This window comes from Streptomyces sp. MspMP-M5 (assembly GCF_000373585.1).
Lineage (GTDB): Bacteria > Actinomycetota > Actinomycetes > Streptomycetales > Streptomycetaceae > Streptomyces.
This window is the reverse complement of sequence record NZ_KB891870.1, coordinates 1-1271: the sequence shown is the minus strand read 5'-3', so window position 1 is coordinate 1271 and position 1271 is coordinate 1. Positions and strand designations below refer to the sequence as shown.

1 pseudogene is annotated in these 1271 nt (G+C 75.5%); it reads left to right on the top strand.

Features of this window, described 5'->3' with window-relative positions:
* A pseudogene (locus B073_RS39350) lies at positions 1 to 1271 on the top strand (hypothetical protein); the annotation flags it as partial.

Below are 1271 nucleotides of genomic sequence, written 5' to 3'. Positions count from 1 at the left end.
CGCCGTCGGCCCCGGCCTGCCCACCTTCGCGGCCTACCAGCCGTACAACACCGATGTGTTCTCCGTGCACGACCGCACCGACGACCTCGACCCGCGGACCGCGTGGCAGCTGAACTACCTCGTCGCCGGCTGGTACGGCGACCCTTCGGCCGACCCGCTGGCCGGCGACGTCGCCGCCCGCATGGCCGCCCTCCGCTGGACCGCCGACGGCACGGCTCCGGACAGCGCCCGCACGGTCTGCCACGGCACCGTCCTCGACGTCGCCTGGCAGCGCCAGGGCAGCCCCATGCCCGCCTCCGACCGGCCCGACTACGTCACCATCGGCGTCGGCAACAACACCGAGCACGCCACCAAGGCGATCGAGGAGCACGCGGGCCGCCGGGCCGGCGCCCCGCCCGAGCTCGCCGCGCTGCTCTCGGCCGTCCACTCCGGCGTACTCGACCTGCTCGACGAGCCCGACGGGCAGTTCCGGGCCGAACGCGCCGTCCACGCCTCCTGGTTCACCCCCACCCACGCGGGCTACACCTGGGTCCTGGAGGACGTCCCGCCGGAGGCCCCCGCCGAAGGCACGCGCCGCCGGCCCCGCACCGCGCGGACCGCGTACGCCGAGGTCCTGGCCCGGCTCAACACCGCCCAGGCCGCCCACGACGCCGCCGTCCAGGACCTGATCGCCGCGCAGCGCAGGCTCTACGACCTGTGGTGGGCCGCCAACCTCCCCAAGGTCCCCGAGGCCCCGGACGAACCGGCCGGCGCCTACCGCGAACAGCTCGACGCGCTGGTGCGGACCGCGACCGACGAGGCCAAGGCCAGGCGCGACACCGTCGCGTCGCTGCGCGCCACGATCCCCTGGGCCGCATCCCCCGACGACCTCAACGCCGCCATCCGCGCCTACCAGGACGCCCACGGGCTGCCCGCCGACCAGGTCGTCCTCAAACGGGACGTGCTGCCCGGCTTCCAACTCCCCAACGACCCCGTCGTGGTGATCCGCGGCGCCAAGGACCGGCCTCTCCCGCCCGACCCCGAGCAGCCCGCCATGGCCGACCTCTACACGGTTCCCGAGGGCGCGTACGACGACGCGGAAGAGGACGAGGACCCGCCGCTCGCCTGCCGCTGGCCGGCCGTCCTCGTCACCGGCGTACGGGCCGCCGGGACCACGGTCTCCGCGAGCCAGGCGAACACCCCAGCGCCACCCCATCTGCCCGCCCCCGACGGCCTGGCCGGGGTGCTGGCCTCCCTGCTGCGGGAACTGCTCCACCTCGCCCCCTCCAACG